At 60.9% G+C, this 26,175-nt stretch carries 29 protein-coding genes, 3 tRNA genes and 2 pseudogenes; 12 read left to right on the top strand and 22 right to left on the bottom strand.

Annotated elements, in window-relative coordinates:
• Window positions 1–115 precede the first annotated feature (115 nt).
• The 6 genes from argS (at window position 116) to ACZ1G7_RS05780 (ending at window position 5,692) form a co-directional block, all read left to right on the top strand.
• Window positions 116–1,846, top strand: coding sequence for an arginine--tRNA ligase (argS, locus tag ACZ1G7_RS05805; protein WP_472662878.1), 1,731 nt, complete (start codon window positions 116–118; stop codon window positions 1,844–1,846).
• A gap of 88 nt (window positions 1,847–1,934) precedes the next feature.
• A complete protein-coding gene (locus tag ACZ1G7_RS05800; RefSeq protein ID WP_472662877.1) occupies window positions 1,935–2,882 on the top strand; it encodes an SPOR domain-containing protein in 948 nt (315 codons plus the stop codon).
• Window positions 2,883–2,933: 51 nt separating this feature from the next.
• Entirely contained in the window at window positions 2,934–3,926 is a 993-nt protein-coding gene (gene nagZ, locus ACZ1G7_RS05795) for a beta-N-acetylhexosaminidase (protein WP_472662876.1), read from the top strand.
• Between the two features lie 15 nt (window positions 3,927–3,941).
• Window positions 3,942–4,769, top strand: a complete 828-nt coding sequence (locus ACZ1G7_RS05790; RefSeq protein WP_472662875.1) for a segregation and condensation protein A — start codon at window positions 3,942–3,944, stop codon at window positions 4,767–4,769.
• A gap of 52 nt (window positions 4,770–4,821) precedes the next feature.
• Window positions 4,822–5,424, top strand: a complete 603-nt coding sequence (gene scpB / locus ACZ1G7_RS05785) for an SMC-Scp complex subunit ScpB (protein ID WP_472663679.1) — start codon at window positions 4,822–4,824, stop codon at window positions 5,422–5,424.
• Between the two features lie 73 nt (window positions 5,425–5,497).
• Window positions 5,498–5,692 carry a hypothetical protein gene (locus tag ACZ1G7_RS05780; protein WP_472662874.1) on the top strand — a complete coding sequence of 65 codons (195 nt, stop codon included), beginning with the start codon at window positions 5,498–5,500 and terminating at the stop codon, window positions 5,690–5,692.
• Window positions 5,693–5,839: 147 nt separating this feature from the next.
• Here the strand turns inward: ACZ1G7_RS05780 and ACZ1G7_RS05775 are convergent, their stop codons facing one another.
• The 8 genes from ACZ1G7_RS05775 to ACZ1G7_RS05740 form a co-directional block, all read right to left on the bottom strand.
• Complete coding sequence (locus ACZ1G7_RS05775; protein WP_472662873.1) at window positions 5,840–6,931, bottom strand: 2'-deoxycytidine 5'-triphosphate deaminase; 1,092 nt, start codon at window positions 6,929–6,931, stop codon at window positions 5,840–5,842.
• A 63-nt stretch (window positions 6,932–6,994) separates the two neighbouring features.
• Window positions 6,995–7,071, bottom strand: a tRNA-Pro gene (locus tag ACZ1G7_RS05770).
• An 84-nt stretch (window positions 7,072–7,155) separates the two neighbouring features.
• Window positions 7,156–8,088, bottom strand: a complete 933-nt coding sequence (locus ACZ1G7_RS05765; RefSeq protein WP_472662872.1) for a MerR family transcriptional regulator — start codon at window positions 8,086–8,088, stop codon at window positions 7,156–7,158.
• A gap of 28 nt (window positions 8,089–8,116) precedes the next feature.
• Window positions 8,117–8,419: an integration host factor subunit alpha gene (gene ihfA / locus ACZ1G7_RS05760; RefSeq protein ID WP_472662871.1), complete on the bottom strand. Its 303-nt coding sequence runs from the start codon at window positions 8,417–8,419 to the stop codon at window positions 8,117–8,119.
• 120 nt (window positions 8,420–8,539) lie between these two features.
• Window positions 8,540–9,511, bottom strand: a complete 972-nt coding sequence (locus ACZ1G7_RS05755) for a beta-ketoacyl-ACP synthase III (RefSeq protein WP_472662870.1) — start codon at window positions 9,509–9,511, stop codon at window positions 8,540–8,542.
• Window positions 9,508–10,569 carry a phosphate acyltransferase PlsX gene (plsX, locus tag ACZ1G7_RS05750; protein ID WP_472663678.1) on the bottom strand — a complete coding sequence of 354 codons (1,062 nt, stop codon included), beginning with the start codon at window positions 10,567–10,569 and terminating at the stop codon, window positions 9,508–9,510. Before plsX ends, ACZ1G7_RS05755 begins: the two co-directional genes overlap by 4 nt.
• A gap of 95 nt (window positions 10,570–10,664) precedes the next feature.
• On the bottom strand, window positions 10,665–10,871 hold the full coding sequence (gene rpmF, locus ACZ1G7_RS05745; RefSeq protein ID WP_472662869.1) for a 50S ribosomal protein L32: 207 nt from the start codon (window positions 10,869–10,871) through the stop codon (window positions 10,665–10,667).
• A gap of 442 nt (window positions 10,872–11,313) precedes the next feature.
• Entirely contained in the window at window positions 11,314–11,853 is a 540-nt protein-coding gene (locus ACZ1G7_RS05740; RefSeq protein ID WP_472662868.1) for a YceD family protein, read from the bottom strand.
• Between the two features lie 91 nt (window positions 11,854–11,944).
• On the opposite strand from ACZ1G7_RS05740, the gene ACZ1G7_RS05735 reads away from it, so the two are divergent.
• Window positions 11,945–12,415 (top strand): outer membrane protein assembly factor BamE, encoded by a 471-nt coding sequence (locus ACZ1G7_RS05735; RefSeq protein ID WP_472663677.1) that lies wholly within the window; start codon window positions 11,945–11,947, stop codon window positions 12,413–12,415.
• 3 nt (window positions 12,416–12,418) lie between these two features.
• Here ACZ1G7_RS05735 and msrB read toward each other — a convergent pair whose 3' ends face one another.
• Complete coding sequence (gene msrB / locus ACZ1G7_RS05730; protein ID WP_472662867.1) at window positions 12,419–12,817, bottom strand: peptide-methionine (R)-S-oxide reductase MsrB; 399 nt, start codon at window positions 12,815–12,817, stop codon at window positions 12,419–12,421.
• A 119-nt stretch (window positions 12,818–12,936) separates the two neighbouring features.
• Here msrB and ACZ1G7_RS05725 point away from each other — a divergent pair, with 119 nt between their 5' ends.
• The 3 genes from ACZ1G7_RS05725 to ACZ1G7_RS05715 are packed head-to-tail and all read left to right on the top strand — an operon-like array spanning window position 12,937 to window position 16,503.
• On the top strand, window positions 12,937–13,674 hold the full coding sequence (locus ACZ1G7_RS05725; RefSeq protein ID WP_472662866.1) for a GNAT family N-acetyltransferase: 738 nt from the start codon (window positions 12,937–12,939) through the stop codon (window positions 13,672–13,674).
• 41 nt (window positions 13,675–13,715) lie between these two features.
• Entirely contained in the window at window positions 13,716–15,533 is a 1,818-nt protein-coding gene (locus ACZ1G7_RS05720; protein ID WP_472662865.1) for an ABC-F family ATP-binding cassette domain-containing protein, read from the top strand.
• Entirely contained in the window at window positions 15,526–16,503 is a 978-nt protein-coding gene (locus tag ACZ1G7_RS05715) for an Ldh family oxidoreductase (protein ID WP_472662864.1), read from the top strand. Before ACZ1G7_RS05720 ends, ACZ1G7_RS05715 begins: the two co-directional genes overlap by 8 nt.
• On the opposite strand, the gene ACZ1G7_RS05710 is transcribed toward ACZ1G7_RS05715, so the two are convergent.
• From ACZ1G7_RS05710 to murA, 11 genes and pseudogenes are all read right to left on the bottom strand, one after another.
• Window positions 16,500–16,946: a DMT family transporter gene (locus tag ACZ1G7_RS05710; protein WP_472662863.1), complete on the bottom strand. Its 447-nt coding sequence runs from the start codon at window positions 16,944–16,946 to the stop codon at window positions 16,500–16,502. The two genes, ACZ1G7_RS05715 and ACZ1G7_RS05710, sit on opposite strands and share 4 nt — an antisense overlap.
• A gap of 67 nt (window positions 16,947–17,013) precedes the next feature.
• A tRNA-Phe gene (locus tag ACZ1G7_RS05705) sits at window positions 17,014–17,088 on the bottom strand.
• A gap of 102 nt (window positions 17,089–17,190) precedes the next feature.
• Complete coding sequence (locus ACZ1G7_RS05700; protein ID WP_472662862.1) at window positions 17,191–17,397, bottom strand: DNA gyrase inhibitor YacG; 207 nt, start codon at window positions 17,395–17,397, stop codon at window positions 17,191–17,193.
• A 17-nt stretch (window positions 17,398–17,414) separates the two neighbouring features.
• Window positions 17,415–18,437: a ribonuclease E/G gene (locus ACZ1G7_RS05695; RefSeq protein ID WP_472662861.1), complete on the bottom strand. Its 1,023-nt coding sequence runs from the start codon at window positions 18,435–18,437 to the stop codon at window positions 17,415–17,417.
• Window positions 18,434–19,024: a Maf family protein gene (locus ACZ1G7_RS05690; protein ID WP_472662860.1), complete on the bottom strand. Its 591-nt coding sequence runs from the start codon at window positions 19,022–19,024 to the stop codon at window positions 18,434–18,436. The genes ACZ1G7_RS05695 and ACZ1G7_RS05690 overlap by 4 nt, the downstream gene beginning before the upstream one ends.
• 90 nt (window positions 19,025–19,114) lie before the next feature.
• Window positions 19,115–19,333, bottom strand: coding sequence for a translation initiation factor IF-1 (infA, locus tag ACZ1G7_RS05685; RefSeq protein ID WP_007205486.1), 219 nt, complete (start codon window positions 19,331–19,333; stop codon window positions 19,115–19,117).
• Between the two features lie 429 nt (window positions 19,334–19,762).
• Window positions 19,763–20,218 carry an arsenate-mycothiol transferase ArsC gene (locus ACZ1G7_RS05680; protein ID WP_472663676.1) on the bottom strand — a complete coding sequence of 152 codons (456 nt, stop codon included), beginning with the start codon at window positions 20,216–20,218 and terminating at the stop codon, window positions 19,763–19,765.
• Window positions 20,219–20,227: 9 nt separating this feature from the next.
• A pseudogene (locus ACZ1G7_RS05675) lies at window positions 20,228–20,692 on the bottom strand (UPF0262 family protein); the annotation flags it as partial.
• A pseudogene (hisD, locus tag ACZ1G7_RS05670) lies at window positions 20,689–21,989 on the bottom strand (histidinol dehydrogenase). The pseudogenes ACZ1G7_RS05675 and hisD, both read right to left, overlap by 4 nt.
• A 6-nt stretch (window positions 21,990–21,995) precedes the next feature.
• Window positions 21,996–22,475 carry a DUF2948 family protein gene (locus ACZ1G7_RS05665; RefSeq protein ID WP_472662859.1) on the bottom strand — a complete coding sequence of 160 codons (480 nt, stop codon included), beginning with the start codon at window positions 22,473–22,475 and terminating at the stop codon, window positions 21,996–21,998.
• On the bottom strand, window positions 22,472–23,740 hold the full coding sequence (gene murA, locus ACZ1G7_RS05660) for a UDP-N-acetylglucosamine 1-carboxyvinyltransferase (RefSeq protein ID WP_472662858.1): 1,269 nt from the start codon (window positions 23,738–23,740) through the stop codon (window positions 22,472–22,474). Before murA ends, ACZ1G7_RS05665 begins: the two co-directional genes overlap by 4 nt.
• A gap of 273 nt (window positions 23,741–24,013) precedes the next feature.
• Between murA and ACZ1G7_RS05655 the strand changes: the two genes are divergently transcribed.
• Window positions 24,014–24,088 (top strand) — tRNA-Thr (locus ACZ1G7_RS05655).
• A gap of 66 nt (window positions 24,089–24,154) precedes the next feature.
• Here the strand turns inward: ACZ1G7_RS05655 and ACZ1G7_RS05650 are convergent.
• Both ACZ1G7_RS05650 and ACZ1G7_RS05645 read right to left on the bottom strand, forming a co-directional pair.
• Window positions 24,155–24,931 carry an anti-sigma factor family protein gene (locus ACZ1G7_RS05650; protein ID WP_472662857.1) on the bottom strand — a complete coding sequence of 259 codons (777 nt, stop codon included), beginning with the start codon at window positions 24,929–24,931 and terminating at the stop codon, window positions 24,155–24,157.
• Window positions 24,928–25,524: an RNA polymerase sigma factor gene (locus ACZ1G7_RS05645; protein ID WP_472662856.1), complete on the bottom strand. Its 597-nt coding sequence runs from the start codon at window positions 25,522–25,524 to the stop codon at window positions 24,928–24,930. The genes ACZ1G7_RS05650 and ACZ1G7_RS05645 overlap by 4 nt, the downstream gene beginning before the upstream one ends.
• 188 nt (window positions 25,525–25,712) lie before the next feature.
• Between ACZ1G7_RS05645 and ACZ1G7_RS05640 the strand changes: the two genes are divergently transcribed.
• Window positions 25,713–26,090 (top strand): COG4315 family predicted lipoprotein, encoded by a 378-nt coding sequence (locus tag ACZ1G7_RS05640; RefSeq protein WP_472662855.1) that lies wholly within the window; start codon window positions 25,713–25,715, stop codon window positions 26,088–26,090.
• Window positions 26,091–26,175: the final 85 nt, after the last annotated feature.

Genomic DNA, 26,175 nt, shown 5'->3' with positions numbered 1-26,175 from the left:
CCACGCGGGTTTGAGGGCTTTGCCCTCAAACTCCCAGAATATTTCTGAAACAATGAAGGGTGGACCGTGGGCGTGGTCGTGATAAACCGCGCGACATCACTGAAAAGGCAGCGCCATGAATATTTTTGCACAGATCCGGGAATTGGTCGTCACGTCTTTGGACGCGATGGTGCGAGAAGGCGTGTTGCCTGAGGGCTTGAGCTTCGACAATGTCGCGGTAGAGCCGCCGCGCGACGCAGCCCATGGCGATATGGCGACCAATGCGGCGATGGTGCTGGCCAAACCCGCCGGAATGAAGCCGCGCGATATTGCCGAGGCGCTTGCCGTGCATTTGCAAGCAGACCCGCGCATCGCAGGTGTTGATGTCGCGGGGCCCGGGTTCTTGAACCTGCGGCTCGATAGTTCTGTCTGGGCGGGCGTGGTGCAGGTCGCGCTGAAAACTGGTACGGATTTTGGCCGCTCCTCCATGGGGGCGGGGCGCAAGGTGAATGTCGAATATGTCTCGGCCAACCCCACCGGGCCTTTGCATGTGGGCCATACCCGTGGCGCGGTTTTTGGCGATGCTTTGGCGTCTCTTTTGGCCTATGCGGGCCATGCGGTCACACGCGAATATTACATCAATGATGGCGGCGCGCAGGTCGATGTCTTGGCGCGCTCCGTTTACTTGCGGTATCAGGAGGCGCATGGCCAAGAGATCGCCTTCCCCGATGGCACCTATCCCGGCGACTATCTGATCGCGGTGGGGCAGGCGCTGAAAGATAAGGTCGGCGACGCCTATCTGGACAAGGGTGAGCAGTTCTGGCTTACAGAAATTCGCGAATTCGCAACCGAGGCGATGATGGACCTGATCCGGGCCGATCTGAAGGCTTTGGGCGTCGAGATGGATGTGTTCTATTCCGAAAAGTCGCTTTATGGCACCGGCCGGATCGAGGCCGCAATCGCGGAACTTGACGCCAAGGGCCTGATTTATGAGGGCGTGTTGGAGCCCCCCAAGGGCAAAAAGCCCGAAGACTGGGAGCCGCGTGAGCAGACCCTCTTTAAATCCACCGAGCATGGCGATGATGTGGACCGGCCCGTCAAGAAATCTGACGGCGCCTGGACCTATTTTGCCCCTGATATCGCGTATCACTATGATAAAGTGTCGCGCGGCTTTGACGCTTTGATTGATGTGTTCGGCGCCGATCATGGCGGCTATGTCAAGCGGATGAAAGCGGCGGTTTCGGCCCTGTCTGAGGGGCAGGTGCCGCTTGATATCAAGCTCACGCAGCTGGTGAAGCTGACCAAAAACGGCGAGCCGTTCAAAATGTCGAAACGCGCGGGCACCTTTATAACCTTGCGCGATGTGGTCGATCAGGTTGGCCCAGACGTGACCCGGTTCATCATGCTGACCCGCAAGCAGGATGCGCCGCTTGATTTCGATCTCGACAAGGTGCTGGCGCAGTCAAAAGACAACCCGGTCTTTTATGTGCAATACGCGCATGCGCGGGTCTGTTCGCTGTTGCGCAAGGCCGCGGACCTGGGGATCAATACGTCTGATACCGCACTTGCCGCGACCGATCTGAGCGCCCTGACAGATGAGGGCCAACTGGCTGTTGCCGCCAAGCTGGCCGAATGGCCGCGCCTTGTCGAAATTGCCGCCCGCACGCAGGAACCGCACCGTATCGCCTTCTACCTTTATGAGCTCGCCAGCGAGTTCAACGCGCATTACACGCAGGCCGGGAAATTCGTGGATGAGGCCGATCTCGACGCCAGCCTGCCAAAAATTGCGCTCGCACGCGCCACGGCGATTGTTATTTCCGCAGGTCTTGGTATTCTGGGCGTAACTCCGGCGGATGAGATGCGCTGACGCCAAAAGATCAGCCTCCCCTGCCTGCGAGCGACGAGCAGACGAAAAGTGACCACCCGAACGCGAATTCGGGGGCGGAGAGGCGATAATGGCTGACGTTCAATATGGGGCAGAAATGCCCTCCACAGGCACCTATTCAAACGCACCCAGCGCGGCGGCGCACCATCCGGGGCTGGCCTCCAAGGCGATAAGCCATCTGGGCGCGTTCAGCTCTATCGCGCTGGTCGTAGGGCTGGGCATCTGGGGCTATGAGCTGACGATGCGCGATGTCACCGATGTGCCGGTCATTCGCGCCCTCGAAGGTCCGTCGCGTGTTCAGCCTGATGATCCGGGCGGGCAATTGGCCCAGCACCAGGGCCTGTCGGTGAATTCCGTGCAGGCCGAAGGCACCGCCGCCGGGCCCGCTCCACAGGTGATCTTGGCGCCAGAACCCATCGATCTGACCTCGGAAGATATTGTGCTGGCCTCCCCGTCAGAGGGCGAGGTCCCGCAAGATGAGCTGGCCGAAGCCATTGGTACAGTCGTCTCCCTGACGCTGGAAGAGCAAGACCTGACGGCAGAAGAGCGCGCCGCGCGTCTGGCCGAACGGCTTGCTGCGGGCACGCAGCCGCTGTTTGAAGATGTGGCGCAAGAGGGTCCTGAGGTCATTCCGGCCTCCGTGCCCGGTGTGACCCGCTCGCAGCGCCCGCTGACGCGGCCCAAGGTGAACTTGCAAAACCTTCAGCAAACCTCCGCGCAGGTTCCGTCGGCAACGACGCTGGATGTTGACCCGTCTGGGATCGCCACAGGCACGCGGCTGGTGCAGCTTGGCGCTTTTGATGATCAGCAAATGGCCAAAGCGGAATGGGACAAGATCGCCGCCAATTTCGCCGATTATATGTCGGGCAAGCAGCGCGTGATCCAGGAAGCCAAGAGCGGCGGACGCACGTTCTACCGCCTGCGCGCGGTCGGGTTTGACGACCTCAACGCGTCGCGTCGCTTTTGTGCGGTGCTTGTGGCCTCAAACGCCGCCTGTATCCCGGTTCTGGCACGCTAATGTTGGATAGTCACAAGCGCGGTTGAGACAAATTATGAAGGTCGCGCGCTAATGCCAAATAATTCATACATTTTTGGCTGCGCGGGCGAACAGCTCAGTCAGGACGAATATCGGTTTTTTGAAAGCGCCCAACCGTGGGGATTCATCCTTTTTGCCCGAAATGTCGCCGACAAAGACCAGCTCAAGCGCCTGACAGATGATCTGCGCGACGCCGTCGGCTGGCAGGCCCCGATCCTCATTGATCAGGAAGGTGGCCGCGTGCAGCGCATGCGTCCGCCGGTCTGGCAAGACTACCCGCCCGCGCTGGATCAGATGAAAGCAGCGGGCGACAAGGCGGCGCGCGCCATGTATCTGCGCAACCGGCTGATCGCGGCGGAGCTGTTCGAGGTCGGCATCGACGTCAATTGCGCCCCTGTGGCTGATGTGTTGCAGCCGGAAACGCACCCGGTGATGCTCAACCGCTGCTACGGCTATGACGTTGAAACCGTGGTTCAGATGTGCCGCGAAGCCGCTACGGGTCTGTTGGATGGCGGTGTTCTTCCGGTCTTGAAGCACATCCCCGGCTATGGCCGCGCCGTGGTGGACGGGCATCTTGATCTGCCGACCGTCGATGTGCCGCGCGATCAGTTGGACGCGCTGGATTTTGCGCCTTTCAAAGCGCTCAGCGACATCAAGATGGGCATGACCGCCCATATCGTCTTCCCCGTGATCGACGATCAGCCCGCGACGACATCCCCCAAAGCGATGCAGATGATCCGCGACGATATCGGTTTCGGCGGGTTGATCATGACCGATGACATCTCGATGCAGGCGCTGTCGGGCACGGTGGCGCAGCGGTCCGTCGCGGCCCTAAAGGCGGGCTGCGATATCGCGCTGCACTGCAATGGCAAATTGGCGGAGATGGAGACGATTGCCGCAAGCTGCCCGCCCATGAATGCGGCCGCGCAGGCCCGCGCCGCCGCCGCTTTGGACCAGCGCAAATCCCCCAGCGACATTGACATTTCCGCCGCCAGAGCAGAGTTTGAGGCCCTTATAAACGGGTAGGGCAGCCGCCGCGAAATGTCGGACGAACGCAGCAAAGAAACGGGCACGGATATCGACACGTCGTGGGAAAGCGAAGGCGTCGAAGCGCGTCTCGCCGCCGAGGCGCTGATCGTCGATGTCGACGGGTTCGAGGGCCCGCTCGATCTGCTCCTGACCCTGTCGCGCACCCAGAAAGTGGACCTGCGCAAAGTCTCCGTCCTGCAGCTGGCCGAACAATATCTGGGCTTCATCGAGAAGGCCAAGGAGCTGCGGCTAGAACTCGCCGCGGACTATCTGGTCATGGCCGCCTGGCTCGCCTTCCTGAAATCGCGGCTCTTATTGCCGCCCGATCCGACGGAGGAAGGCCCGTCCGGTGAAGAACTCGCCGCGCATCTGGCCTTCCAGCTCGAACGCCTTTCCGCGATGCGGGAGGCGTCTGCCAAACTGATGGCGCGCGACCAGCTGGGCCGCGATTTCTTTGCGCGCGGCGTGCCCGAAGACGTCACCCGCATCCGCAAGGTCACCTACACCGCAACGCTGCTCGATCTGATGCAGGCCTACGCCCGGATCAAAACCAAGGATGAATTCCGCCCCTTCGTGATGGACCGCGAAAAGGTTTTCACCATGGAACAAGCGCTCGACCGGATGCGCGGGCTGATCGGCTTTGCAGGCGAATGGTCCGACCTAACAAGCTGGCTGCCCGAAGGCTGGGAAACCGATCCGGTCAAGCGCAGATCAGCCACGGCGGCGACCTTTGCGGCCTCGCTTGAGCTGGCAAAAGCAGGACAAATTGAATTAAGACAGGGCGATGTTTTCGCGCCTATCCAGATCCGAAAAAGGACAGATGGTGACCGACGCAACTGACACACCTGAGGCCGAAACCCCCGCCACTGACAGCCTGTTCGAAGCCCCCCCGATGGGGGAGCAGGAGCGCATGGTCGAAGCCATTCTCTTTGCCTCTGCGGAGCCGATCACGGTGCGCGAGCTGGAAGCCCGCATGCCCCATGGCGCGGACCCGGCGGAGGCCTTGGTGCACCTGCGCAAACGCTACGAGGGGCGCGGCGTACATGTCGTCAAAGTGGGCGATGCCTGGGCAATCCGCACGGCGGGCGATCTGGGATTTCTGATGCAAAAAGAAACGGTTGAGACCCGCAAGCTCAGCCGCGCTGCGATCGAAACCCTGGCGATTGTCGCCTACCATCAGCCTGTGACGCGCGCTGAGATTGAGGAAATTCGCGGCGTGTCCGTCAGCCGCGGGACCGTCGATCAGCTGATCGAATTGGAATGGATCCGATTTGGCCGCAGGCGGATGACGCCGGGCCGCCCCGTGACCTATGTGGTCACCCAGCACTTCCTCGATCACTTCGGGCTGGAAAACGCCCGCGACCTGCCGGGCCTGAAAGAACTGCGCGCCGCAGGCCTTTTGGACAACCGCCCGCCACCCGGCTTGGATGCGTTGCCCGATGACGACGATGAGGAGGAAAGCCCCGAGGGACAGAACGAATTGTTTGAAGATTAAGCGTGACATGCTAGCTGGCATGCATATCTGAAAGCTCAAATACGCTTGGGGGGCTTTGAGAGGAGGTTCGCATATGAACCAGATTATCAACATGGTGATCCGTCAGGTGGTGCGCCGCCTGATCACATTGGGCATCGATAAAGGTGTCGACGCGGTCGCCAAACGGCGCGGCCAGGGTGAGCTGACACCTGAACAAAAGAAAGCCGCCGGTGAAAACAAAAAACGCGCACAACGAGCAATGCGGATCGCACGTCGGGTCGGACGGTAAGCGGGGCGCTAAACCGGTCGTTAAAGGAGCGGGGCGTTAGACGGGTTTCGTCGCGCTGACGCGCGCCGACAGGGTGGGGGCTCTGCCCCCGCGCGTTCCGCGCTCCCCCGGGATATTTTTAACCAAATGGAGATAGAGGGACGGCGCTTAGGCGGCGGGCGTTTTGAAGTGCTTGCTGAGCTTGAGGCCCTGACCCTGATAGTTCGACTTGATGTCGATCCCGTAAAGCTGTTCGGGAACTTCGGACATATGCTCATACACCAAGCGGCCAACAACCTGCCCATGTTCCAGCACAAACGGCGCCTCATGGCAGCGCACCTCCAACACCCCGCGTGAGCCTGTGCCTTCCTTTGAATAGCCAAAACCGGGGTCGAAGAACCCCGCGTAATGCACGCGGAATTCGCCCACCATCGCCAGATAGGGCGCCATTTCCGCCGCGCAATTGGGCGGGATCGTGATCGCTTCGCGGCTGACCAGAATATAGAACGCGCCGGGGTCCAGGATGATGCGGCCCTCGCTGGTGCGCACCTCTTCCCAATACTCGGCGGGGTCGTAATGGGCGAGCTGCCCCAAATCGATGACGCCAGTATGCGGCTTGGCGCGGTAGCCCACCAGATCGCCCGTGTCAGGGCGCAAGTCGACCGAAAAGCCCAACCCGTCTGAAATCACGGCTTCACCCGACACAATCGGGGTTTGTTCATGTAGCGCGCGCAACGCCTCGTCATCGATCAGCGTTTTGCCCTGCCGGAAAATAATCTGGTTCAGCATCTGCCCGGTCTTGGCCACGACCGAGAAAGAGCGCGGGCAAATCTCGACATAAAGCGGCCCGGTATAGCCATCCGGCACCCGGTCAAATTCGACCCCATCATCGGTGATCACACGGGTCAGCAAATCCAGTCGCCCGATGGATGATTTGGCCGAGGCCGCGCCAGATAACCCCGCAGGTAAAGCCAGCCCTTCCTGCAACGGCACGACGTAGACGCAGCCTTTCTCAAGCACCGCGCCTTGGGTCAAATCCATTTCATGCATGGCGAAATCATCTAGCCGCTCGGACACGCGGCGTCCGCGCCCGGCCAAAAACGAGGCGCGCACCCGCGTCGCGGTCGCGCCCAGTCGCAAATCCAGTGATGCGGGTTGGATTTGGCCTGTTTCGATAGGGTTTGACGACGTGATTTGATCTGCCGCGATCATCGCGCGCATCTGCCGGTCCGACAGCACTCCGGTCGCAAAATCAGCCATATTGCAGCCCCTCTCAGATGGACAAAACGCCCGCGCCCAAAGGGGCTGCGAGCGTTTGTATCATGGTCGGGCTAGCAGGACTCGAACCTGCGACCTTCCGTCCCCCAGACGGACGCGCTACCAGGCTGCGCCATAGCCCGACGATTGCGCCTTCATACGGTATTTGCACGCCAAGGCAAGGGGCGTTGCCGCTATTTCTGGCGTTGAAAGCAGGCATCAGGGAGTTAGCCCCGGCTCAGATCAATCGCGATGCGCTCCCGCAGGGTGTGCAGGCGGTCATGCCCGCGCTTGATCGCCTCGTCGGAGCCGCCGGCAAACACAGTGCCAACCCCTAGCCTGCGGAACTTCCGCAGGCGCTTGGTGCGGATGCGCTGCGCGTCGCTGGCCACAATTGTGCTGACGTCAATCGCGTCTGGCACAGGTGCGGGCGCGGGTGTGGGGACAGGCTCCGGCGCGGGTTCTGGTTCTGCTGGGGCGTCGTCCAGCGCAAAGCTCGCTTGCGGGGCATCCTCTGTGGCGGAGGTTTCAGGTGCGACAGGTGCCGGCTCAACCGGCGCTTCCGCGACGGGCTCAGGGACGTCCTGTGGTGCGGGTACAGGCACCTCATCCGTGGCAGGGGCCGCCGCGTCGCTGGCAACGATATCCAGCTCCGGTTCCGCGTCGCGCGGTTTGGACAGGGGCACAATATTGTCACCCGCAGGTGCCACGTCGGCGTCTTCAACATGCACAAACGGTGCTTCGTCGTCGGGCTTGGAGGGCGGCGGCGGTGGGGTCAGCTTCGGGGCCGCTTCGCCGGTTCTTTCGCGCGCTTGCTGGCGGGCCTGGCGGCGGGCGCGGCGGGCCTTGCGGCGGGCGGCGCCTTCTTCCTCGCTTGGCATGTCAAGCGCCGGGGCAAGCGCGGAGACCGCCTTGACGCCGTCTTCCTTGATCATCTTCTGGACGCCGCGAATGGTAAGCCCGTCATCATGCAGCAGCTTCTTGATCCCGCCGATCAACATCATGTCGGCGGGGCGGTAATAGCGCCTGCCGCCGGCGCGTTTCACCGGTTTGATCTGTGGAAATTTGCTTTCCCAAAAGCGCAACACATGGGCGGGCACGTCCAGCCAATTGGCGACTTCGGAGATGGTTCGGAACGCTTCGCGCGCCTTTTCTGCCATGTCCCTGCTCCTCGCTTAAACGCGATGTTTAGGATTTGTTACCGTCTGCGACGCGGTCTTTCATCAGATGCGATGGGCGGAAGGTCAGAACGCGGCGCGGGTGAATTGGAACCTCTTCGCCGGTCTTGGGGTTGCGGCCAATGCGGGCCGATTTCTCGCGCACGCTGAACGTGCCGAATGAGGATATTTTGACCTGCTCGCCGCGCACCAGCGCGTCCGACATATGCTGCAATACACTCTCTACAAGGTCGGCGGATTCGTTGCGCGACAACCCCACCTCACGAAAAACCGCTTCGCTTAAATCCATACGCGTCAACGTCTTGCCAGCCATTCTGTCCCCCAGCAGTAATCATCATTTAATTCAGGCACGATACGTGCGACGCAAATTCAGAGTCAATATCAAGGGCTTGCAACACAGCGTTTAAGCGCAGTTTGGGGCAGTGAAACCCGCCTACAGGCGCAAAATAACCGCCCCCCAGGCCAGCCCGCCGCCAATAGCCTCCATCACAAGCACCTGGCCGGGGGCCAATTTGCCCTCTGATTTGGCCACAGACAGTGCCAAAGGAATCGATGCAGCCGAGGTATTGCCGTGGTCTTGCACGGTCATCACGACCCGGTCCATCGACACGCCCATCTTCTGCGCGGTGCGGGTGATGATGCGCGAATTGGCCTGATGGGGCACAATCCAGTCCACGTCATCCGCCGTCAATCCGGCCTTGTCCAACGCCGTCTCAGCCGTTTCGGCCAGCTTTTCAACGGCGTGGCGGAACACCTCTTTGCCCTGCATCACCAAGACGCCCGCGGTCTGGGTCGCGGACACGCCGCCATTCACATAAAGCAGGTCGCGGTAGCGCCCGTCGCTGTTGAGATCTGTGGCCAGAATGCCCGCATCCGCGTTGGTGCCCGTGCCCTCTGTGGCCTCCAAAATGACAGCGCCCGCGCCGTCGCCAAACAGCACGCAGGTGGTGCGGTCGTCCCAGTTCATGATGCGCGAAAAGGTCTCCGCGCCGATCACCAGAACGCGGCTGGCCTGACCAGATGCGATAAACGCGTCCGCCGTCGACATGGCATAGACGAAGCCCGCGCAAACCGCCTGCACGTCCAGCGCAAAGCCTGCGGTGCCCAGCGCGCCCTGCACGATTGTCGCGACAGACGGAAAAGTCGTATCGGGGGTGGATGTCGCCACGATGATCGCGTCAATCTCGCCCGCTTGCATCCCGGCATCATCCAACGCCGCCTGCGCCGCCTTGACCGCAAGGTCCGAGGTCAGCTCGTCATCTGCCGCAAAATGGCGTCGTTCAATGCCCGACCGGGTCTTGATCCACTCGTCGGTGGTGTCGACCATGGTCTCCATTTCCGAATTCTCGACAATGCGCGAGGGCAGGTAGTGGCCGACGCCACGCAAAACGGCTCTGCGGGTCATGATGTTCCCATGTTCGATGTGTCCCCAGCCGGATCATCCGTATCCGCGCTTTCGTCACCTTGGACCGAGGGTGCGTTGGATGCAACCCGCGCTGCCAGCTTCTCTGAAAAGCCGGTCTGGGACAGTTTGAACCCCAGCTTGATGGCCGCCGACACCCCGGTCGCATCGGCTGAGCCATGGCTTTTGACCACATTGCCGTTCAGTCCCAAAAACACGCCGCCATTCACCCGGCGCGGGTCGATGCGCTTGGACAATCGGCGCAATGACGTCAACGCCAGCAGTGCCGCGATCCGCGACAGGGGCGTGAACTTAAAGGCCTCGCGCAGCAGCTCGGAAATCAGCGACGCCGTCCCCTCTGCCGTCTTCAACGCGACGTTGCCGGTGAACCCGTCCGTGACAATGACGTCCACCCGGTCGCTTGGGATGTCGCCGCCTTCGACAAAGCCCACATAGTCAAAATCATTGCCTTGCGCGGCGCCCGCGATCATGTCGCCTGCCACTTTCAGCTCTGCGCGGCCTTTGTGCTCTTCGGTGCCCACATTCAGCAGCCCCACGCGCGGGCGGTTCAACCCAAACCCGTTGCGCGCATAAGACATGCCCATCAGCGCATATTGCAGCAAATCATCTTGGTCGGCGCGAATATCGGCGCCCACATCCAGCATGATGTTGAACCCGGTCGCATTGCGCGAGGGCCAGAGACACGCAATCGCGGGGCGGTTCACACCCTCCATCTTGCGCAGCCGGATCATCGAAATTGCCATCAAAGCGCCGGTATTCCCGCAGGAGACGCACACATCCGCCTCCTTGTTGCGCACGCTTTCAATCGCAGACCACATCGATGTCTTCTTGCCATGCCGCATCACGTGGCTGGGCTTGGCGTCCATCGACACCACTTCGCCCGCGTCGCGCAGTTCGCATTGTGCGTCTAATTTGCGTTTGGAGATCAGCGGCGCCAGATCCGCCTTTGGCCCATGTACGATGAACCGAATATTAGGATTCTTGGCCGCTGATTTGGCAATACCCGCCACAACCGTGGCGGGTCCGCGATCTCCGCCCATGGCGTCGATCGAAATAACTGTCTTGCTTGTGCCCAATGGACTGCCTGCCTGAACCCGTATTGACTTGGTATTACGGTCTTTCAGGCAGGATAATCTTACGCGGCGTCGTCGTCCAGTTCGATCTCGTCAACCATCGCAACGACTTCTTTGTCGTCGTAATGGCCGCAAGACGCACAGACGTGATGCGGGCGTTTCAGCTCGCCACAGTTGGAGCATTCGTTGCGGCTCTCAGCCGACAACGCGTCATGCGCGCGGCGGTTGTTGCGGCGCGACTTGGAAACTTTATTCTGCTGGACAGCCATTCTCGTCGTCCTCGGGTTAGGGGACAGGGTCTTGACCCCGTCACATGTTCAAATTCTGGCACCTGTTTTAGGCGGATTTGGCAGCATCTAACGACTCATATCGCGCGCGTCCAGACCGTTTTGCCAAAGGAGAGGCGGGTATACGGGGATTCTGTCACTTTTGCAAGGGGGATGGGGCGGAAGTAGGCAGGTATTTCACATGCGCGAAAGCGCGTATTGCGTGCCTGGGTCGATGCGTCAGCCTCTGTTTGATCTCAGTGGCACCGTGAAGCTGCTAATAAGGCGTTTGGACCGTTTTGTCGGTAAGGCATGCCCTAGACTTGAACGCTCAACCGTGCCGCATTCTAAGCTTTCCAAATCGTTAAAAAATTTTGAAAGTCGTTTTGTATCAGATGATTAGAAGATTCCCCGCATGCGGGGCACCTGCGGGCCGGGCGAAAAATCAGCTCCCGCCGTCCATTTTCTTCTTCAAATCCGCCAGCCCCGCGAAGGGTTTCACTGTGTCTTCATTCAACGGCTCGACCCCCGGCTCAGCATGAACCAGCGCCCCCAATTCCGCCCCCTCAGCCCGCGGATAGGCCGGCACCGCCAGCGACAGCGCCTCGATTATCGCCCCCATCGCATCAATCTCCGCCCCCAAAGCTTCCGAGCTGTCATCCTCCGGCATCTCGATCTCCGCGTCCTCCGGGTCCTGCCAATCAGAAATATAGTGGCGCAGCACGTCCTCCTCGATCCGGGTCGTCACAGGATCAAGCGTCACCACGCAAGGCTGCACCACGGTGGCCCCCAGATGGCCCGACAAGGTCCAGTCTGTCTTGCCCGCCGCCTTCAGCGATCCCGTGAAGGTCAGTTTGCGGATCTGGTCGACGCCTAGCTCTCCCGCCAGCTCGCGGCGTAAATCCGCATCGGCTGACAGCGAAATCTTGGTGTCGCGCTTTTGCGGCAGGTCGGCCACGCGGAGCGGGGGCAGGGGGTTGGACATGGTGTGGGGCCCTCATGCATCTTTCTTGAACCGGGTCGCGTCCTTCTGTAAGCCTAAGCCAAGCTAAAGAGCAAGGCGTGAGGCGGTGAGTATGGTTGGGTCAGGCAAGCACAAGCGGGCAAGGGTTTATGCTGTCCTGCTCTGCGGGGCGATGATGGCACTGGCGGCCTGCTCCGAAGTCATCCGCCAGCATGGCTACATCCCCCCTGAAGAGGACGTCCAGGCGTTGCTGGTTGGCGTCGACACAATCGACAGCGTCGAAGCCTCCATCGGGCGCCCCGCCACCTCAGGTGTTCTGCGCGACAATGCTTGGTATTACGTGGGCTCGCGCGTCCGCCACTACGGCGCGCGCAAGCCCGAGGAGATCGAGCGCCAGGTCATGGCGATCAGCTTTGATGATACGGGCGTCGTACAAAACATCGAACGGTTCGGTCTGGAACGCGGTCAGGTTGTGGTGCTGTCGCGCCGCGTGACCGAAACCACGGTCCGCGACGTCACCTTCATCCGTCAGATCATCCGCAACTTCGGCCAAATCGATATTGGCGAAGCGCTGGGCGGCTAAAGCCTACGCATCCTCAGGTTCATAGGTCAGCGCCACGCCGTTGATGCAGTAGCGCAACCCCGTGGGCTGCGGCCCGTCGGGAAACACATGGCCCAAATGTCCGTCGCAGGCGTTGCAATGCACCTCTGTGCGTTTCATGAACCAGCTGTTGTCCACGCTTTCGCCGACGGTATCCCCGTCGACGGGTGCGTAAAAGCTGGGCCACCCGGTGCCGCTGTCAAATTTGGTCTCGCCTTCAAAAACCGGCGTGCCGCAGCCTTTGCAAAAATAGGTGCCGGGCCCTTTGGGAAAATTGTCATGAGTGAATGCCCGTTCGGTGCCGTGTTTGCGCAGCACTTTATATTCCATATCGTCCAGCTGCTCTCGCCATTCGGCGTCCGATTTCACGACTTTGTTGACCATGGGGGCCTCCTTCCACTTCAAGCGTGTCGCCAAAACTGACACGCGACTTTTGTCTTTCTTATGATACATCTCTATCTAGGTCGGGAAAGAGGGCCGTCCAAGCCCCGTGGGAGGCTCAAATGGGCAAGCTGCATCAGGACTTTGTGAAGGGGCGCTACGCCGTCCGCCTGTCGCGGGCGTCAGAAGACATCGCCAAGGCCGAGCGATTGCGCGGGCTGGCTTTTCGGGGCGACGCGAGCATCCCCGATTGCGACAGCTTTGACGCGTTGTGCTGGCACGCGCTGGTGGAAGACGCCCGCACGGGTCAATTGGTGTGCTGCTTTCGCGTTTTGACGTTCAACCATGGTGTTGAAATCGACCACAGCTACGCCGCGCAACACTATGATTTGCAAGGACTTCGCGCATTTCCGGGTAAGATGGCGGAGCTTGGGCGTTTTTGCATCCTGCCCGGTCTGAGCGACCCTGACATTCTCCGCGCCGCCTGGGGCGCTCTCACTGACTATGTCGACCGGGAAGGGATTGAGCTACTTTTTGGTTGCTCGTCTTTTGCTGGAACGCAAGCGGCGCGCTACGGCGCCAGTTTCGCGCTGCTGTCGGAGCGCCATCTGGCCCCGGACCAATGGCGCCCGGGCCTGAAAGCCGCGCAAACCATTCCGTTGGCTGGTGCTGCGCGGGACATCAAAGCAGGGCTTGCAGGCCTGCCGCCTTTGTTGCGCACCTACCTGATGATGGGCGGTTGGGTCAGCGATCACGCGGTGATCGACCACGACCTGGACACGCTACATGTTTTTACAGGCGTGGAAATTGCCGCCATTCCGCCTGCGCGCAAACGGCTCCTGCGCGCGCTTGCCGCCTAAGCGCGGTTGACGCCGGTGCCTGCGCGCCTTAGCTGGCGGGCATGGCGCGCACACCTCTTTTACAGCTTTCCGACATCTCGCTGACCTTTGGCGGCGATCCCGTTTTCGAAGACCTCTCCCTTGTGGTCCAACCCGGTGATCGGGTCGCTTTGGTGGGCCGCAACGGGTCGGGCAAATCAACCCTAATGAAAGTCATGGGCGGGTTGGTTGAGGCTGACGCGGGCTCCCGCGTTTTGGCGCCGGGCACCACCACGGGTTACATGCAGCAGGACCCCGATCTCACAGGTTTTACCACGCTTGGGGACTTTGCGCTGAGTGAACTGGACCCAAGCGAGGAATACAAAATTCTAAGCGCAGCCGAGGGGTTGAAGCTCAATCTTGAAGCAGATGTGAACGCCGCCTCTGGTGGAGAACGCCGCCGCGCGGCTTTGGCCAAATTGTTGGGCGAAGCGCCCGAATTGATGCTTCTGGACGAGCCGACCAACCACCTTGATATCGAAGCAATCGCCTGGCTGGAACACCACCTCGCGACCACCCGCGCGGCCTATATCCTGATCTCCCACGACCGGGCCTTTCTGCGCGCGCTGACCCGTGCCACGCTTTGGATCGACCGGGGACAGGTGCGCCGACAGGAAACCGGCTTTGACCGGTTCGAGGAATGGCGCGACAAGCTGTGGGACGAGGAAGACCAGCAGCGCCACAAGCTCAACCGCAAGATCAAGGCGGAGGCCCGCTGGGCTGTCGAAGGCATCTCTGCCCGGCGCAAGCGCAACATGGGCCGGGTGCGCGCGCTGCAGGACCTGCGCGCAGAACGTGCTAGCCAGATCAAGCGCCAAGGCACGGCGGCGATGGAACTGGCCGCTGGCCCGAAATCCGGCAAACAGGTGTTTTTGGTGGAGGGCGTGTCGAAAAGCTATGACGGCACGCCAATCGTCAAAGATTTCTCGTTCAAGGTGAACCGGGGAGACCGGATCGCGCTGGTCGGCCCCAACGGCGCGGGCAAAACGACGCTACTTAAGCTGATGACGGGGGAGGTCGCACCAGATCAGGGCACCGTGAAAATGGGCACCAATCTGGAAATGGCGGTTTTCGACCAGAACCGCGCCGCATTGAACCCGGAAGACACGCTTTGGGCCGCCTTGACCGAAGACCCCGCAACCCGCGTGCGCGGCATGGGCGACCATATCAACGTGCGCGGCACGCCCAAACATGTCGTGGGCTACCTCAAAGATTTTCTGTTCGATGAGGCACAGGCGCGCGCCCAGATCAAATCGCTGTCTGGCGGCGAAAAGGCGCGGCTGCTGCTGGCCCGCATCATGGCGCGGGAGAGCAATCTGCTGATCCTCGACGAGCCGACCAACGATCTGGACATCGAAACGCTCGACCTGCTGCAGGAACTTATTGGTGACTATGACGGCACTGTGCTGCTGGTCAGCCACGACCGGGATTTTCTGGATCGCGTGGCCTCCACCACCATCGCCTTGAAAGGCGGTAAAGCCACTGTCTACGCGGGTGGCTGGACGGATTACAAAGCCCAAGCAGCCGAGGGCGGGGCCGAGGCGGTTTTGTCCGAAAAACCCGTCAAATCGCGCCGCGAAAAGGGCAGGGAGGCGGCGGAGGTCAAACAAGAAACAGGGCTGTCCTTCACCGAAAAACACCGTTTGGAAGCGCTGCCAGATGAGATGGCGCGTCTTGAGGCCGAGATCGCGAAGCTAACAGAATTCATGTCCGACCCCGACCTCTTCACCAAGGAACCGGCCAAATTCGCAAAGGCCAGCGACGCTTTGGTCGAGCGCAACACCGCACTGCAAGAGGCGGAAGAAGAATGGTTGATGCTGGAGGAAAAAGCCAATGCCTGACGTGACGCTAGACCAGATCGAAGAACTGTCCTTCAAAGCTTTGGCAAAACATGGTGCCGCCGACTGGATCGCGCGCGAGGTGGCGAAAGCCGTGCGCCGTGCCGAGGAAACCGGCAACGTCATCTGCGGGCTTTACTATTTGGAAAGCTATTGCACGCAGCTGGCCTCTGGCCGCGTCAACGGCACCGTTGAGCCCGTTATCTTCAAGCCCCGCCCCGGCGCGGTGCTGGCCGACGCGCAATTTGGCTTCGCGCAGCCTGCTTTCGCGCGTGGCTTTCAGACCGCCTGCGATGCGGCGCGCAAAAACGGCACGATCTCTTATGCGGTCGCGCATTCCCACACCTGCACCTCCCTTGGGTTTTTCACCGAACAGTTCGCCAATGAAGGTCTTATCGCCATCGGCATGACCAACGCCTCGCCGATCGTCGCACCGCCTGGCGGCACCGAAAAAACCATCGGCACCAACCCGTTCGCCATGTCTGTGCCGGGCCGCGAAGGAGGGGTGGCGATGCATTTCGACTTCTCCACCTCCGCTGTGGCCTTGGGCAAGATCACCATGGCAAAGGCAGCGGGCGAGACGATTCCGTTGGGGTGGGCAGTGGACGCAAAGGGTCAACCAACCACAAACCCGGAGGCTGCATTGGGCGGCGCGCTGGTCTCGGCCGGTGGGTACAAAGGCTGGGGGCTTGGCCTGATGGTGGAGCTATTGGCCGCTGGCATGACCGGCTCAGTCAATTCGCTGGACGTAAGTGGGCTCAAACTGCCCGACGGCCCGCCGCATGGGCTGGGGCAGTTTTATCTGGTGATGGACCCGGCGACCTATTCCGACGCCTTTTTCGACCGTTTCACGCGTGTTGCGGAAGCTGTAGAAGTGCAAGAGGGCGCGCGGGTTCCCGGCGCAAAGAGGCGTGAGATGAACGTGGTCGCCGTCCCAGATGCGTTGTGGGAGACGTTGTCGGGTTTGACTTAACGACCTGCGACTTGCGTCAAAAATACACCCAGTCCCATCACGGCGATCCCCAATGCGCGCATCGCCGAAAGCGGTGTCTGTGTCGCACCAAACAACGCAAAGTGGTCAATCGCGGCGGCAGAAATGAGCTGACCCAACAGCACAAAGAACACCGCGTTTCCGATTCCGAAATGCGGAGCGATATACGTAATCGACAGGACGTAGAAGGCAATCAAGCTGCCAGCAAGCAGCAAATGCTTTGGCGCGCCGGCCACTTTCGCAATGGCTTGGGGGCCGGTGATCAATGCAACAGCCAGTGCCGTCAAAAAGGCCACGACAAACAAAACAACCGAAGCCGCTGCCGGTCCCGAAATAAAACGCCCCAGAGCCGCATTCAACGCCGCAAGCACCGGAATTCCAATGCCCGCAAGCATCATGATCAGCGCGTAGGATGTATTTGACATATCGACCCTTCAGGCAATTACGAATGCCAGAAAATCATGCGACGAAGTAAATGGAAAGCGTGGAAGATGGTGCCCAGGGGCGGAATCGAACCACCGACACGAGGATTTTCAATCCACTGCTCTACCCCTGAGCTACCCGGGCACCGGGCGTTCGCGAGAGGTATATTGCTGCGAACGTTTGCGCTGTTTAGGGCAGCTCTCGCAGCCTGTCCAGAGGGGATGGGCGAAAAACTTGAGCCGTTGTTCAGTGCAGCTTTGAGCTGTCGTCAGGCCGCTCAGCGGACAGGGCTTGTTCTAACTCATCGGCCAGACCTTCGGCGTCTTCCTCGCGGGTAGCAGCGACGGCGTATTGACCGCTCATCCATTTGCCGAGGTCAATGTCGGCGCAGCGTTTGGAACAAAACGGGCGGTACTTCTGGTCCGCGTCTTTTTGGCAGATCGGGCAGCTCATGGACGGGGCTTTCCTTTCTAAAACAGCGCCTTGGGCACAGGCAGGCGTTCGCGTTTTCGTTGCAGTTCAAAATGCCCGATGGGGGTCCAGCCGACAAGGGCCGTTTCAATCGGGCAGGCTTTGAACGCGGCGCGCAGGGTCTGCTCAAACTGGCGGCGGTCTTTCTTGGGCATCGGTGCCAAATCCAGCGTGATCTGGCCCCCAAGGCCGCGACACCGCAGCTGGCGGGGCAGGGCGCGTGCGCAGGCGAGGTTGGCTTTGAGGCCAGAGGCGGCCGAAAAATCACCGCCTGTGTTCACGTCAACTGCGATCAGCGCCCGGGTCGGTTCAATAAAGATCGAGCCTTCGCCCAGCGGCACCTCAGCCCCCCCAAGCAGCGCCAAAGCGTCGAGCACGCCATGCGCCTCGAACCCCTCAACCACCGGCGCTTTTGGCCAGTCGCGCCACGCCAAAGCCTGTGCGTCTGACGCGTCGACCAACAACTCTGGCGCGCCGTCTGTGTCGGCCATGACCGCCGTGGCAAGCGCAAGCAGGTCTTCGACCTCCTCAGCAAGCTCGGCCTCATCTACCCCATCCGCACCGGAGCGGATGATCAGCCCATGTTCGGTCTGCGCCGCAGCCGTGCCATGCACGATGTCGAGGAGGCGCATCTTCTCTTCCTCGTCGCGGATTTGGCGCGAAACGTTTATGCCCTTGGCGCCCGGCGTGACGATTGCAAAGCGGCCTTTGAAGATCACCCGGTCGGTGACGGCAACGGCCTTTCCCGGTTCGGAATAGCTGGTGACCTGCACCAGCATGGCGGTGCCGGGTTTCAGACCTTTTGCGCCGCGAAACAGTGCCGTCTCACCGCCTGGCAGCTTCATCATCATGCCACCTTGTCCTTTTAAGGGGCGATCTGCGACAGCGCGAAATATCGCGCCGGGTGCGGGCGGGGCGTCGTCAGGCGGCGACAGCAGGAAATCATCGAGCTGCCCGTCACGCATCAGCGCCGCCGCTGGGCGGCCCGCGATGTGATCCATGACAATCTGCAAGCCCTTCACAGCACGACCCCCGCAGCCCTGAGCAACCCGGCGGTTTCCGCCACGGGCAAACCGACAACGCCGGTGTAGCTGCCTTGTATCCAAGGAATAAACGCGCCTGCAGGCCCTTGTATCGCGTAGCCCCCAGCTTTGCCGCGCCAGTCATTTGTCGCAAGGTAGCCGTTCAATTCCGCATCGCTTAGCATTTTCATTTTCACCGTTGTGACCACATCCTTGGCCCAGAAATCATCGCCACGGCGCACAACAACCGATGTGATCACCCTGTGCCTGCGCCCTGACAGGGCCAGCAGAAACGCGGCCGCTTCTTTCTCGTCCTCGGGTTTGCCCAGAATGCGGCGGCCCATGGCCACAGTCGTGTCAGCGCAAAGCGCGACCTCGTCCCCGGTCAAGACCAGTGCCTCCGCCTTGCCGCGCGCAATCCGGGCGCAATAGGCTCGGGGCAGCTCGGCCTGCAAAGGCGTCTCATCAATATCTGGGGGGCGCACGTCTGACGGGGTCAGCCCAAGCTGAGCCAGCAGTTCCAGTCGGCGCGGAGACCCGGACCCCAAGACCAGCTTGAGATTTGGGTCAGCTTTTCGCGTTGTCATAGCGGCACCCAGTTTTTCGGGCGCGTGCCGGGCCGCAATTTGCCGTTGGCAAAGCGCTTTCCCCGCACTGGTTCAAACATGCGTTTGAACCTACTTGAACCGGTAGTTAATCCGACCCTTGGTCAGATCGTAGGGCGTCATTTCGACCTGCACCTTGTCGCCTGCCAGAACCCGGATGCGGTTCTTGCGCATCTTACCTGCCGTATGCGCGATGATCTCATGGCCGTTTTCCAGCTCGACCCGAAACGTCGCGTTAGGCAGGAGTTCCTTCACGACACCGGGGAATTCGAGCAGTTCTTCCTTGGCCATGTTCACTCCATATTTGTGTCGCCGCCCAAACTGGCGGTCGTGGCACTAAATGCGCCGCCCTTAATGGTTTTTCAAGGAGAAAAGCGTTGCGCAGGGGACGCGAAGGCCGCGCGCGCCGGTGACGCCACGTTCAGGTTTGCGCGCTACACCGCCCCCTGACGTCAAAAACTGGTTTCGGGGTTTGCTGCGCGCCATAGGCGCAAGCGCAGGCCCATCTTGCCGAAATCGCAGCGATTTGGTGCCCGTCATGCGGGCGCGCAGGCAAATGCGGGGGCGCAGCAACACCCCCCGTCCGGCACAACCGATCTGGCGGCGCCGCCTTTCACTATCGCGTATGAGAGACAGCTCAAACCGCCGACCCGCATCGGGGACGGCGGCCAAAAGGCGTATTTTTGTGAAACCATGACGCTTGTGGTCGCGCTGGTCCCTTTATGTACGGGCAGGACCAAACCGCTTCAGGATCCGGTCTTTGATCTGGTCACGGGCCTGCCTGTAGGAATTCAGCTTCTCTTCCCGTCCTTCGCCCAGCCCCGTCGGGTCCAGGATCGGCCAATATTCGACCTCAAGGTGAAAAAGCCGCGTCAGCTCAAGTGCTTGGCGTTGCGACGCAGGGCTCAGTGCGATGATCAGGTCGAAGGCCGACAGATCGTCGCCCCATTCCTGCATCTCCTCGAAAGACCGGGTGCGGTGCCGGGTCAGCTCAACCCCCAGCTCGCCGCAAACCGCGACGGAGAACCCATCAATATCAAGGTCATTTTTGACGCCGGCTGACTGCACGTAGATGTCGGTGCCGTAAAACTGCTTCATCAGCCCCTCGGCCATGGGCGAGCGGACCGCGTTGTGATCGCAGCAAAACAGAACCGACTGTGGCAGCTCCTCGCCCATCTGATCAGCCCCGAAATGCAGCACGCAAATGAGCGTGAACAGACGTCGCGACGTGTCGATATCGACCTCCGCCTTGCCTTCCAGCCGCTCTTGCAGCACCCGGGCACCCTCGTTGTGGATGCCACGCCGCGCCATATCAATCGCCTCGATCTGGCTGGGGGGAAGCTTCTTCACCGCGTCGAAATAGCTTTCGCAAATCTGGAAATAGTCTTTTACCACCTGCCGAAATGGCCCCAGCGAAAGGTGGAATTCCGCAGCCGGGTCCGCGGCCTCGGTTTGGACGTCAAAGACCAAACGTCGTTCACGGATCGCAAGCGCCAGACGGTAGGGCCCGTCCGGTACATCCTCGCGCGGCACCGAAAAACTGTTGTCTTCAAGCAGGTCAAAAATCGCGACCTTGCGTTCCTGTTCGATCTCCGGCGTGGGTGTTGGCAGCCCAGCATCGTCGATTTCAATATGTACCAGCTTACTCATTGATTTAACCTGTCCAATCTTGCGCGCACTGACAACCCATGGGCTTCCAGCCCTTCGGATTTGGCCAGCGTTTCGGCGGCCGGGCCAATGGCCGACAAAGCCTCTGGCGTCATGCGCGACAGCGTGGTGCGTTTGACAAAATCCATCACCGACAGCCCTGATGAGAACCGCGCCGAGCGCGCTGTCGGCAACACGTGGTTCGGCCCACCGATATAGTCACCAATCGCCTCTGGCGTCCAAGCGCCAATGAAAATCGCGCCTGCATGTTTGATTTGGGCTGCGACTGCGTCGACGTTTTCGCATGCAATTTCAAGATGTTCAGGCGCGATCCTATCGGAGAGGGCGACCGCTTCGGCCATGTCGGCTACGGTGATGATTGCGCCAAAATCCTCCCAGGATTTTCTAGCGATGTCGCGCCGTTCCAGCGTTTCAAGTTGGCTGGCGACGGCTTTTGCCACCTGATCTGCAAACGCCGCATCATCCGTGATCAGTATGGATTGCGCGCTTTCGTCATGCTCCGCCTGGCTCAGCAAGTCGACCGCAATCCAGTCGGGGTCATTGTCCTTGTCCGCAATCACCAAAATTTCTGACGGGCCCGCAATCATGTCGATGCCGACCTTGCCAAAGACCCGGCGTTTCGCGGCGGCCACAAAGGCGTTTCCGGGCCCGGTGATCTTGTCGACCGGGGCGATGGTTTCGGTGCCATAGGCCAATGCCGCAATCGCCTGCGCCCCACCGATCCGGTAGATCGTGTCCACGCCACTGATCTCGGCGGCCAAAAGCACCAAAGGGTTGCAAATCCCGGCGGGCGTGGGCGCGCAAATCGCGAGCCGCTCGACACCGGCGACCTGTGCCGGGATCGCGTTCATCAGCACCGAAGACGGGTAGCTTGCCAGCCCCCCGGCACATAAAGCCCGGCGGCAGAGACCGGCGTCCAGCGCCAGCCCAACATTTCGCCATGCGGCCCGTTCCAGCTGTCATCGCTTGGCAATTGCCGCTCGTGATAGGCGCGGATTCGATCGGCGGCCAGCTGCAACGCGGCGCGTTCTTCGGGTGCTACTTTTGCGATCTCAGCGGCAATTTCGTCTTTTGAGAAGGCCAATGTCTCAGGCGTCAGCTCTAGCCGGTCAAACTTGGCTGTCAGCTCGATCACCGCCTCATCGCCGCGCGCACGCACATCGGCAATGATGCCCGCGACTACGTCATCCACATCCGGGCTGTCTTCGCGTTTCATGGTCAAAAGTGCGGCAAACCGCGCGTCAAAATCCGCGTCCAAGCTGTTGAGAAATTGAGGCATTAAGGTCTATTCCGGGTGGCTGGGCATCTTGCCCGATGGCGCAATATAGGGCCGTGTGACGTCCTGCAATGTGACATTGACGCATTCCACGTCCAGCGCGATAGCGCCGTCGCCTGCCAGCGTCAGCTCAAACCGGCCCGCGCCGTCCGCGCCCGGCGTCCAACCCACGGACAGAAGCGACATCACCATGTCCCCCGCATCGCGTTCCACGCCTTGGCTGGACACTTTGAGCACGTCGTCAAACATCAATACCGCCTGGGTGCGTTCAAAGTCGCGCGCGCTACGCCCCGCCTTGCCTGCATCTTCCCAACGGAACCGGTTCAGAAGGATCGCAAAGCGCCGTTCGGCGGGTTTCCATGCCATCTCCGCCAGTGGGAACACGGCGTCCTGCACCAGCGACGACAGGACTTGCAGATCCTCCGCATCCTCCGCCTTTAAACGCAGTGGGCGATCCGCCCCGTCTTCAAATCGCGCGTCACCGCTCATTCGCTCACCCGCTCAATCATAGCGCCAACCGCGCCTAGTTTTTCTTCGATCCGCTCATAGCCGCGGTCCAGATGGTAGACCCGCGCCACAACGGTTTCGCCCTCCGCCTTCAGCCCAGCCAGGATCAGAGAAACCGAGGCCCGCAAATCCGTCGCCATCACCTGTGCGCCTTTCAGGCTTTCAACACCCGTCACCGTCGCATGTCCGCCTTGGACATCGACCTTGGCGCCCATGCGGATCAGCTCGGGCGCATGCATGAACCGGTTCTCGAAAATCGTTTCATGCAGCACGGAAACGCCGTCGGCAAAGCAAAGCGCGGCCATCATTTGGGCCTGCAAATCGGTGGGGAAGCCGGGGAAGGGCTGCGTCTCCACATCGACCGGGTAAAGGCGCGATCCGTCATGGCGCACCACCAAACTATTGGGCGTCTCAATGATTTGCACGCCGGTGGTTTCCAACCGGTCGCAAAACGCCTCGACCAAATGACGCTGCCCGCCGAGCAATTCGACCTCGCCGCCCGCAATCGCCGGTGCGATCATGAACGTGCCCAGCTCAATGCGGTCCGGGATCACCTCATGCGTCGCGCCATGCAGTCGGTCGACCCCTTCGATGGTGATGGTCGAGGTTCCGGCGCCTTCAATGCGCGCGCCCATCGCGACGAGGCATTTGCACAAATCCACCGTGTCCGGCTCGCGCGCCGCGTTCTTGATGACGGTCGTGCCATTGGCTAGCGTCGCCGCCGTGATCGCGTTTTCGGTGCCGCCCACGGTGACAAAAGGGAACTCGATTTCGGCGCCAATCAAGCCGCCCGCGGGGGCTTTGGCGTGCACATAGCCTTCGTCCAGCGTCAGCACGGCGCCCAGTTTTTCCAGCGCCATCAGGTGCAAATCAACCTTGCGCGCGCCAATTGCGCAGCCGCCGGGCAGGGACACGGTGGCCTCGCCTTCGCGGGTCAGCAGCGGGCCCAATACGTTGAACGAAGCGCGCAGCTTGCGCACCATATCGTATTCCGCCTTGCGTGACGTGATCCGCCCCGCCGACAAAGCCATGACGTTGCCACCATTCAAAAGAGCCACTTCGCAGCCCAGTGATTCCAGCAGCGCGCCCAGCGTCTTGATGTCTGACAGGCGCGGCACATTGGTCAGCGTCAACGGCTCGTCGCTCAACAGCGCCGCCGTCATCAGCTTGAGGCAGGTATTCTTGGCCCCTGAGATTGGGATCTGCCCCTTCAAGGGGCCGTTGCCCCGGACCACGATTTTATCCATAACTGCCTGCCTCTACTCTTCTTTTTCTTGGTCCTCAGGCGCCTTCCGGGCCCGGGCCTGCGCTTTCCTGCGCCCCATATTCGACTTCAACGCCGCCTTGAGGCGGTCTTCGCGCAATTGGGCCTCGCTCTTTGGCCGATCCGCATTTGAAGATGTCGATTTTCCACGCATGCCCCCTCTTACAGCGAGGGCGCAAAAGGGTCCAGATAAGGGTTGCATGGGCGCGCGTTTGATCGTATCCCCCGCCCACGCGCCTGATACGGCGCTTGAAATGCTGTGGTAGCTCAGTGGTAGAGCACACCCTTGGTAAGGGTGAGGTCGGGAGTTCAATCCTCCCTCACAGCACCATTCACCTCTGCAAAATTTTTACCCACCCAATCTGCGTCGATGACTGGTTTCAGCGGATCGCTAGGATCAGACCTGCGACGCGGCGGCTTGGGCGATTTGTTGCATGTCATGCGCACCTTCATCGCCGATCACCACGAAATTAGCGTCCGTGCCGCCCCAGCTGACCATGTCAAACGCATTGAGACTGCGCTCGGAAAACCCGTCGCGTGGCGTGTCGGATTGTATCTGGCACAGGGCCACGACACGTGCGTCGGCGTCAGTGTACATCAGCTGCGCCACCGGTTTGCCACTGGCCACCAAAAGACGTGCGCCCTGGAACGTCAGGCCTTGGTCGGCCAGATCGGGGATGCGGACCTGCGATCCGATGGTCGCGGTCAGCCAAGTCTGAATATGGTCGGCCTCGGCGGCGGGGACCTCGACCAGATGGCGTTTCTGGCCAGCATAAACGCTGTGATAATCGGCAATATCGGCCAGCCAGCCCGGGGCAGCCGCCAGCTGCGTGTTTTGCGACGACCCGCCCAGATACCCGAAAACCCCGCCAGCGGCCAAGGCAATCACGGCAATGGCTGCGGCCATCAGCCGGCCTGACGCGCGCGGCGGCTCTGGCGCATTTGCGGGCGCCGCGACCGGAGCATCCTCAATGGCTGCAATCAACGCGGGCGGGACGGGTTCGCCCAACATCGCGGCAAAAGCGTCTTGCGCCCCTGCGTCAGCCGCCATCAACGCCTCAAGTGCGGATTGCAGGGCAGGGTCGCCCGACAGAGCCTCTTCGATTTCGCGCGTCTCGCTCTCAGGCAGTTCGCCGTCAAGGAAGGCGCTCAGTTTGTCCTCATATTGGGTCACAGGGATGCTCCCTCAGGATCCGAAATGTGTTTGGCCAAGGCTTTCCGGGCGCGATGTACGCGGCTCATCACGGTGCCAAGGGGGATGTCAAAAAGCGCCGCTGCCTCGGCGTAGCTGTAGCCCTCGACCGAGACGGTCAAAAGGACAGAGCCCAGCTCTTCAGGTAAGGCCGCGATACGGTCATGCAATTGCGCCGCGACAAGCGTCTGTTCGCCAGTCTCAGTGCTCTGCAGCTCTGGCGTTTCGTCGGCGGGCACATGGCCTTGCCCCAGGCGCACGCTGCGTTTGCGCATTTCGCTGATCCATAGATTGCGGGTGATGCGAAACATCCAGCGGTCCAGCGGTTGCGACGGATCCCACTGATCGGCGCGGCTCAGCGCGCGCAGGCAGGCTTCCTGCACCAGATCGTCCGCCTCGGTGATGGAGCGGGTCAGCGACCGCGCAAATCGCCGAAGTCGCGGCAAAAGCGCAATCAGTTCTGGTTTCAGGTCTCTCGACACGCGGCCCTCACGACGGTTCTCGGCGCGACTATGCGTGGCCGGCACCGTTTGTGCAATGACGGGCGGGGCGATGGGGCCCGCCGGGCCGCTCATGTGGCAATTTATGGCCGCTAACACACGCGCCTCCTTTTCCTTGTCTTGCAGGGGTTACGCGCGGGGCGGCTAAAAAATTTCAATTTTTTTTGAGAGGCCGGGAATAAACCGTGGGGCCGGTGCGTAGTGGTCATCAGTAGGGGCAGACAGGCCCTGCGAGACACACGATTTTAAAAGGATCAACGACCATGAAACCCATTTTTATTTCCGCAATCGCCGCCATGACTTTGCTGGCCGTACCTGCCACGGCCCAGCCTTTGGGCGCCGTCAATTCCGACATCGGCAAGGTCCTGGTTTCGGCCAAATCGGGCATGACGCTCTATACATTCCGCAAAGACGCCAAAGATGTCTCCAACTGCTACGGCGATTGCGCCGAGGCTTGGCCACCGTTTACCGCAGCGGCCGCCGCCAAGGCAGAGGGCGCGCTGGGCGTGATCGAACGCAAAGATGGTACCCGCCAATGGACCCTGCGCGGCCAGCCGCTTTATTTCTGGGCCGGCGACACGGAACGCGGTGACGCGACCGGCGACGGTGTTGGTGGTGTTTGGGACGTGGTGCGCAAGTAAGCCGCCCGGTCCTTTGTACTTGTTCTGAACGAGTTCACGTTTTCCAAGGTCCCTCTTTAACGAGTTACCGTTTTACCAAAGTCCC

The organism is Litoreibacter sp. JB4-2, assembly GCF_055693445.1.
The sequence above is the reverse complement of the archived record's forward strand: the minus strand, read 5'-3'. Positions and strand labels throughout refer to the sequence as shown.